The 7,306-nt window shown below is 52.4% G+C and carries 8 protein-coding genes; all 8 read right to left on the reverse strand.

The window, feature by feature from the left end; translation table 11 throughout:
• A partial coding sequence (locus AACZ40_RS27345) for a response regulator (RefSeq protein ID WP_339676732.1) occupies positions 1-1,003 on the reverse strand: 1,003 nt, incomplete at its 3' end.
• 399 nt (positions 1,004-1,402) lie between these two features.
• Positions 1,403-1,885 (reverse strand): hypothetical protein, encoded by a 483-nt coding sequence (locus AACZ40_RS27350; protein ID WP_291168374.1) that lies wholly within the window; start codon positions 1,883-1,885, stop codon positions 1,403-1,405.
• Positions 1,882-2,400, reverse strand: a complete 519-nt coding sequence (locus AACZ40_RS27355; RefSeq protein WP_291168375.1) for a DUF5662 family protein — start codon at positions 2,398-2,400, stop codon at positions 1,882-1,884. Before AACZ40_RS27355 ends, AACZ40_RS27350 begins: the two co-directional genes overlap by 4 nt.
• Positions 2,401-2,447: 47 nt before the next feature.
• A complete protein-coding gene (locus AACZ40_RS27360; RefSeq protein ID WP_291168377.1) occupies positions 2,448-3,020 on the reverse strand; it encodes a hypothetical protein in 573 nt (190 codons plus the stop codon).
• A gap of 107 nt (positions 3,021-3,127) precedes the next feature.
• On the reverse strand, positions 3,128-3,775 hold the full coding sequence (locus tag AACZ40_RS27365; protein WP_291168379.1) for a macro domain-containing protein: 648 nt from the start codon (positions 3,773-3,775) through the stop codon (positions 3,128-3,130).
• 170 nt (positions 3,776-3,945) lie between these two features.
• Positions 3,946-4,335: a hypothetical protein gene (locus AACZ40_RS27370; RefSeq protein WP_291168381.1), complete on the reverse strand. Its 390-nt coding sequence runs from the start codon at positions 4,333-4,335 to the stop codon at positions 3,946-3,948.
• A 69-nt stretch (positions 4,336-4,404) separates the two neighbouring features.
• Positions 4,405-5,913, reverse strand: coding sequence for a glutamate synthase subunit beta (locus tag AACZ40_RS27375; protein WP_291168383.1), 1,509 nt, complete (start codon positions 5,911-5,913; stop codon positions 4,405-4,407).
• Positions 5,914-6,026: 113 nt separating this feature from the next.
• A partial coding sequence (locus AACZ40_RS27380) for a glutamate synthase-related protein (RefSeq protein WP_339676739.1) occupies positions 6,027-7,306 on the reverse strand: 1,280 nt, incomplete at its 5' end.

Here is a 7,306-nt window from a genome sequence, read left to right on the forward strand (position 1 = left end):
TCGAAGAGGCGGCAACCTGAGACGAATTTGCGACCTTGATCAACTCGGAAGTCAGTCGCGAATCCGTTTCAATTTCGCTGACCAGTTGTGGAATCGAAATTTCCAGTGTGGAACGGGTGGCATGGGCAACCAGTCTGGTCAGTACGTGGGGAATCGGTGGAACATCACTGAATTCCGTAACAAGGCGACGTGCCGCGGAATCGATCATCAGGCAATGATGCGACAGGCGTGACATATATCCGTAAGCCAGATTCAGAATTTCTGTTTCATCGGTTTCTTCTTCAATCGTTTTTTCCACACCCTGGCAATTGTCGATATTCAGACGCGCGAGCGAGTCTCGAGAGCCCCGCAGGAATGCAGGTATATTGATCAGGTCGGCGTGGAGACGTTCCACGATCTGATTGCCGCGCAGAAAGCCCGTTATTTCCTGATCGATGATCAGCAAATCGATCCGTTTTTCATTCACAATTTCCAGCAGGTGGTCTGTACTGAGGGCGACAATCACATCGAGGGGAGACTCGGCGGATGCCAGGACAATACGGTGACAGAAAGACGAATCCGTACTCAGAACAACCACGTTGTGTTTCGAACCGGACGGAGTCGTGGATTCGTCTGACTGAGCCGGTTCCAGGTTCTTATGCCGTGAGGCTTTTTTCCTGTTCAGGATTTCCAGCATGTTTTTGGCAAACTCTTTGTACTCGACAGGTTTGCGATAGAGGTGTTTGATTCCACGCTTCCTCAAGTCCTCATCGATCAGGGGCTGTATAATGCCGGTGAGAACACAGATTTCCGGTTTCCGATCCTGCTGCTTCATCAGTTGGGTACAAAAAATGTGTCCGTTCATAACGGGCATTTTAAGATCGGTGATGATCAAATCATATTGGTGACGGGCACACATCTCCAGCGCGGTTTCACCATTTTCGGCTGTATCACACCGGAAGCCATGCTGAGACAATGCGCGCGACAGAAGCTCGCGTATCGCTGATTCATCATCAACGATCAAGGTATGATAGATGAAAGAATTTATGGAGTAGTCTCCTCAGGAAACAGCATAATTAAAGCGTTATTGATATGTCTGAGTATCAATATTTTATGGTACTTCATATCCTACATCGTCATGCAAAGTAGTCTCGTTGAGTCTGTTTGCTGGTGAAGACTATTTGGTTCCCATGTGAGGGAAATCCCCCTTGTTTTCATGTGCACGAATGAATTGTGCTGCGTGAACTATCGATTATCAGCTCAAGATAATTCTGAACAATGAAATCTGAATTTCGTTGAACAGGGGAATGAATAGAGACAAATTAGATGTATATCCTGATCGAGAGAAACAGCATTGAATTGCTCAGTGCTCATTCCATCTAAGCTTGAGGCACAAGTACCAATCATTTGTTCGTTCGTGAACTCACACGCTTTCAGCCAGCATCACGGCTTCATATTCGATTCGCGCGCTGACGTCCTCAGTACAAAACGGGGGTGGTTCACAGTCCTCGGCCTCCGTTTCACTGACGAATTCGGCCTCCACAATCACAGGAGCCGCCTTTCCGACGATGACATTGATACTGAAGGGAACATTTTGAAAGAGATATGTAAACCGCTGACGTACCAGCATCCTGCCCGGCAGTACCGACAGCAGCTCATACTCTTCTGACGTGAGATACAGGTTCGTAATCGGCTCAGAGAACCCGCTACACTTTCCGTACTTCTTACACAGTTTGAATTGAACTGCGCCTGCCCCTTCGATCTTTCTCAGCCGCAAACGCCCCGAATCCAGATACTTGTCAGTGATTATCCGCACGGGTAACGATGCCAGGTCCGGCAGCAGCCGCTCCTCTGCCAGCCAGCGACGTTCAATCTCCAGCTGACTGTATTTTGGCAGGCTCGTCATTGCTCTTTATCCCCTACACCATCGGATGTTCGCAACCGGTCCAACTGCTCAATCACCGCAAACACAAACTGCGTCTTCTCGTCATTGAATGGCACGCGATGTCCGATAGTTCTTTCTGCCCAGCCTCGGGCACTCCCTTCATCCTGGCCGAACTCTTCTGACATCGCCGTCCAGTCACAGACCATCTCTATCAGATCGATGTCGGTCATCTCATTGGGATCGTTGTGAAATTCAGGGTGATGTCGATTGCTGGTGACATGATGCCTGATCGCAGACTGTACCCGCTCTTCCATTCCCGGCGGATATTGAAAGGGAATCTTCCGCCAGCGACAGCGATGAAATTCGGTCAGCCAGATATAAGGCACCCGTTCTTCAGGACCATACTTGGACGCATCATGCACCTCTGCCCGCGCCAGCAGTTCTGCCCCGCACTCCCACTGTTCCGCCAACAGAGACAGATTCCGCTGCACCCGTTCAATATGGGCCTGCGTGCGACGTTCATAAAACGTTATCATTTCCGGCGTCGGTTCCTGCAAGGTTCTCTCTTTCTGAAATTCAATATTTACAATTTTTCATTAAGGGCCTTCTCTGCAGTTCGCAACCACGCCCACAACCAGGGATCTTCTTTCATTTCGGGATGATCATTCGCATAATCCACATACCAGTGTATAAGACCATCCCATTCCTGCAAATCCCCGGGAGGCTGAAGTTGCCAGTCAAGTTCTTCGAGCAGCCAGTTGGCCTTGGCACTGTTTCTTAACTGCGAAGTGCAGGCCCAGTTGGTTTCGTCATCTGCCCCACCACGGGCGACCGGCACGATGTGATCGATGGTAGGAGAGAGCTGCCAGTATGCAATATGGCATTCCGTCATTTTCCAGTTGGGATGGTAGGGAAATTCAGCCGGCATCAGTTTTGACATCAACCGCAATACGGGAGGAAAAACCAGTTTCTCACCCGAATAGCGGTCAATGAAACCGTCGCGCAGATAGAGCCTGGTTTTCTGAACGTCAGAATATTTTCTCCCGGCATTCTCGAGAGGTACGAACGGCAAATCTGAAGCGATCTTCAGTCGAGCTGAGTTCAATTCACCTTGAGAAATCGACAGACATGTATCTCGAATCACCTGGTAACTCAATCGGTACTTCCTTTATTCGATATCAAATGATCCTAAGTGGGCTTTCATTTCATAGTACCCTATCCTACAGAATCAGAAAATCAGATGCACCAGATAAGTCATTCTGTTTATTTCCCCAACAGCCGATCATGCCGTTTGCGGATCTGTGACGTACTTTGCGGAAACTCAAACCGATCCAGAACCACATCCTCAATCGCAGCGCGTACCTGCTTTGCACATTTAACGGCAGACATGCGTCCCACTCCGGTAGCCAGCCCCGGGATAGTGATGCATTTCACATGCTCGCGCACCGGCTGACCCGCATACTGTCCGGAAGGAATGACGCCATTGCGAATGAACAGGAAGATCGCGCGGGCCGAGAGGAATGCATTGATTGAGTTTTCTACCGGCATCGGCACCCGCATCGTAGGTGCCGCGATCAGAAACGGGAATTCCAGATCCTCTGTCTCAACCATCGTCGCTGCGCCGACCAGGAGTTCACCTCCATGATTTTCTCTGATCTGGTTTTGAACCCGATCCTGCAATGACGGTCCGAAGCGTTCCAGGTAGAGCCGATCAATGCCGCCATCCATGAAGCCGAAGCTGTTCGCCGGGCTGATGATCGCATCTGCGGGTTCATCAAAGATCGAACCATGGTGCACATCTACAAACGGCAGATCCCCACACCACCGCTGCCACGCCTGATACAAAGACTCATCGATGGCAGTCAATCGGATTTGCAACCGAAGTTTTTTCTGTAAATGATCTGGTGACATGAGGACGGTCCCTATCGCTGAGTCTGTTATGCTCTGAACACCATGACTGGCAATTCAGAGCTGACACCAACAGGACGCTTCGGGTTCGAACCGAATATATAACTCATGCTCCGGACAGAATGGCCAGGTTTATATAGGCTTAGTCCGCAATCAAATGTGATTCACAAGCATTAACCGCCCAACTGTTCCAGCCAGTTTGAGAACCACTCGGCAGGTAACCGGACCTTCGAGAAATCCAGATTCCGCAGCTCTTCCCTGGTGTAGGTGTTGTCCAAATACATCTGCCACTGCAGATGGAGATCGAGGGCGACGTCGGCGACGGTTTCGTCGATGGGATTTTCATAGTCGAACTGCGCCTGATGAAAATTGTCGGCCCACCAGGCAATTTCCTGATGCGTATACGGCGACTTCTCTGCATCCAGTGCGCAACGCAGGACCAGAATGAGTGACTCTTTCGTCAGTGGCAGCTCAATAACCTGGCAGTTCGTTTCCGTCCACATGCCTGTCTGCTGAATATGACCCGGCTGTTCTGGATCGGGTTGAATATTCTGATTTGTCATTCCCGATATCCTCGTCGTATCATCAGATTATTTTCTCAGACATCACTGGCACAAAAACAGAACGCCAGCTTATGGCAGTTCGGTTGCTCCCATCAGGTAGCGGTCGCATTCGCGGGCGGCGCCGCGGCCCTCGTTGATCGCCCAGACGATCAGGCTCTGTCCGCGTCGGCAGTCGCCGGCGGCGAAGACACCTTCCAGGCTGGTCGTGTACTGCTCATGCTCGGCTTTGAAGTTTGTGCGGCCATCCAGTTCCAGGTCCAGCTGTTCGCTGATGATATGCTCGGGGCCTAAGAACCCCAGTGCCAGGAAGACCAGGTCGCACTCCAGTTCCTGTTCGGAACCTTCCACGAGCGTAAACGGTGCGCCGTTGTCATCGGGTTTGGACCAGTCGACTTCGCAGATTTTGATCCCTTTTAAGTTGCCGTTTTCGTCGCCGACAAATTCGACGGTCGACATCTGGAACATCCGCGGATCTTTACCGAAGGCGGCAGCCGCTTCTTCGTGGCCGTAATCGACACGGAAGATTTTCGGCCATTGAGGCCAGGGATTACTGGCGGCACGCTCGCTCGGTGGCGGGGGCACGATTTCCAGGTTAATCAGGCTGGCGCACTTCTGCCGCATAGCGGTGCCCAGGCAGTCGTTCCCGGTATCACCACCGCCGATGACGACGACTTTTTTGCCTTCGGCGTTGATGAAGTTTTCCACGGGGGAATTCTGGTAGTGCGTGCTTTCCAGGCCGGAGTCCAGCAGGCTCCTGGTATTCTTCGACAGGTATTCCATCGCGAAGTGCACGCCGTTGAGTTCGCGACCGGCAATCGGCAGATCGCGGGGTTTGGTGGCGCCGGTACAGAGCACGACCGCGTCGAAGTCTTTCATCAGCTGGTCAGCGGTGATGTCAACGCCGATGGATGTGTTGGTGATGAATTCGACGCCTTCATCAGCCAGCAGATCGACGCGACGCTGCACGATCCATTTTTCCAGCTTCATATTGGGAATGCCGTACATCAACAGACCACCGATACGGTCATCGCGTTCAAAGACTGTCACACTGTGACCGGCGGTATTCAACTGGGCGGCAGCAGCCAGGCCGGCCGGACCGGAACCGACGACGGCGACCTTTTTGCCCGTACGGACTTCTGGTGGATTGGCGACGACCCAGCCTTGATCGAAGGCATGATCGATGATGGAGTTCTCGATGTTTTTGATTGTAACCGGGGGTTCTGTAATTCCCAGCACGCAGGATCCCTCACAGGGAGCCGGGCAGACGCGGCCGGTGAATTCCGGGAAGTTGTTGGTCTTATGCAGACTGTCCAGTGCATCCTTCCAGCGACCGTGATAGATGTGGTCGTTCCATTCCGGGATCAGGTTATTGACCGGACAGCCTGTAGCCATGCCGGCCAGTGTTTTACCGGTGTGGCAAAAGGGGATTCCACAATCCATACAGCGGGCGCCCTGGTTCCCCAGTTCTTCGTCTGTCAGGTGATCGTGAAATTCGTTCCAGTCCAGAATGCGCAATTCGGGTTTACGGTCTGCACCCAGTTCCCGGGGAAATTCCATGAAGCCAGTTGGCTTGCCCATAATTCTATCTCACTCTAAATAAATGTTATCTCTGTTGTTCGCGAAAGATATGCACTCAGTAAGACGCTCCTCTCACCCGATTGGAAGTTCAAGGAACGCCTGACGAAGCCTGCTTAAACGACGACCTCAGCTTCTTCAGCCGCCATTTCCTCTAACGCCCGTTTGTAATCCACGGGCATCACCTTCTTGAATGATTCCAGTTCCGATTCCCAGTGATCCAGGATCTTCCTGGCAATCGTCGAACCGGTGAATTTGCGATGGTTATCAATCAACGCTTTCAGTTCTGCGATGTCGTCGGCTTCTTCCACCGGTTCCAGTTCAATGGTTTCCAGGTTGCTGTTCTGCAGCAACAGCCCTTCGGGATCGTAGACATAAGCCACACCACCGGACATCCCGGCCGCAAAGTTTCTGCCGGTCTCTCCCAGAATGACGGCCCGACCACCGGTCATGTATTCACAACCATGATCGCCAATTCCTTCAACGACTGCCGAGGCACCTGAGTTACGCACGCAGAAACGTTCGGCGGCCTGGCCGCGGATATAGACTTCACCCTGGGTGGCACCGTACAGGTTCACGTTACCGACGATGATGTTGTCTTCGGGTGCGAAAGTCGAATCTTCCGGCGGATAGATAATGATTCTACCGCCGCTCAGACCTTTGCCCACATAGTCGTTGGCATCGCCTTCATGCTCAATGGTAATCCCGTGTGCCAGCCAGGCTCCCAGACTCTGTCCGGCGGAACCTTTACTGTTGATGTGGATCGTTTCATCGGGCAGTCCGTCTGCACCATGCGCTTTGGAAACTTCATGGCTCAGCATGGTACCAAAAGTACGATCGGTGTTCTTGAGTTTGACGTCAATCGTCACCGGTTCGCCTTTGAGTATCGCAGGCTGAGCTTCGCTGATGAGCACATTGTCGAGCACGATTTCCAGGCCATGCTGTTGATCCATCGTGCAATAGGTGCCCACATTGGGATGTGGTTTTTCCGCCAGTCGCAGGATCGGAGTCAGGTCCAGGTGCTTCGCTTTCCAGTGCGCGACTTCTTCGTCCAGCTGCAGCACATCGCTGCGTCCGACCATTTCGTCCATCGTGCGGAACCCGAGTTCGGCCATCAGTTCCCGGGCTTCTTCTGCCAGCAGGAAGAAGTAATTCACCACGTGTTCCGGCTGACCGGCGAACTTCTTGCGGAGTTCCGGATTCTGCGTCGCAATCCCCACCGGGCAGGTATTCAGGTGACACTTCCGCATCATGATACAGCCCATGGTGATCAACGGGCCGGTGGAGAAACCGAATTCTTCGGCGCCCAGCAGGCTGGCGATCACAATATCGCGACCGGTTTTCAACTGACCGTCGGTCTGCAGACGCACGCGGCTGCGGAGGTCGTTGAGCACGA

The organism is uncultured Gimesia sp., from assembly GCF_963972345.1.
Taxonomy (GTDB): Bacteria; Planctomycetota; Planctomycetia; order Planctomycetales; family Planctomycetaceae; genus Gimesia.

Coding starts and splice junctions, on each gene's coding strand:
- AACZ40_RS27350 (WP_291168374.1), bottom strand. CDS start 1,885: ATGACGAGCCTGCCAAAATACAGTCAGCTGGAGATTGAACGTCGCTGG.
- AACZ40_RS27355 (WP_291168375.1), bottom strand. CDS start 2,400: ATGATAACGTTTTATGAACGTCGCACGCAGGCCCATATTGAACGGGTG.
- AACZ40_RS27365 (WP_291168379.1), bottom strand. CDS start 3,775: ATGTCACCAGATCATTTACAGAAAAAACTTCGGTTGCAAATCCGATTG.
- AACZ40_RS27370 (WP_291168381.1), bottom strand. CDS start 4,335: ATGACAAATCAGAATATTCAACCCGATCCAGAACAGCCGGGTCATATT.
- AACZ40_RS27375 (WP_291168383.1), bottom strand. CDS start 5,913: ATGGGCAAGCCAACTGGCTTCATGGAATTTCCCCGGGAACTGGGTGCA.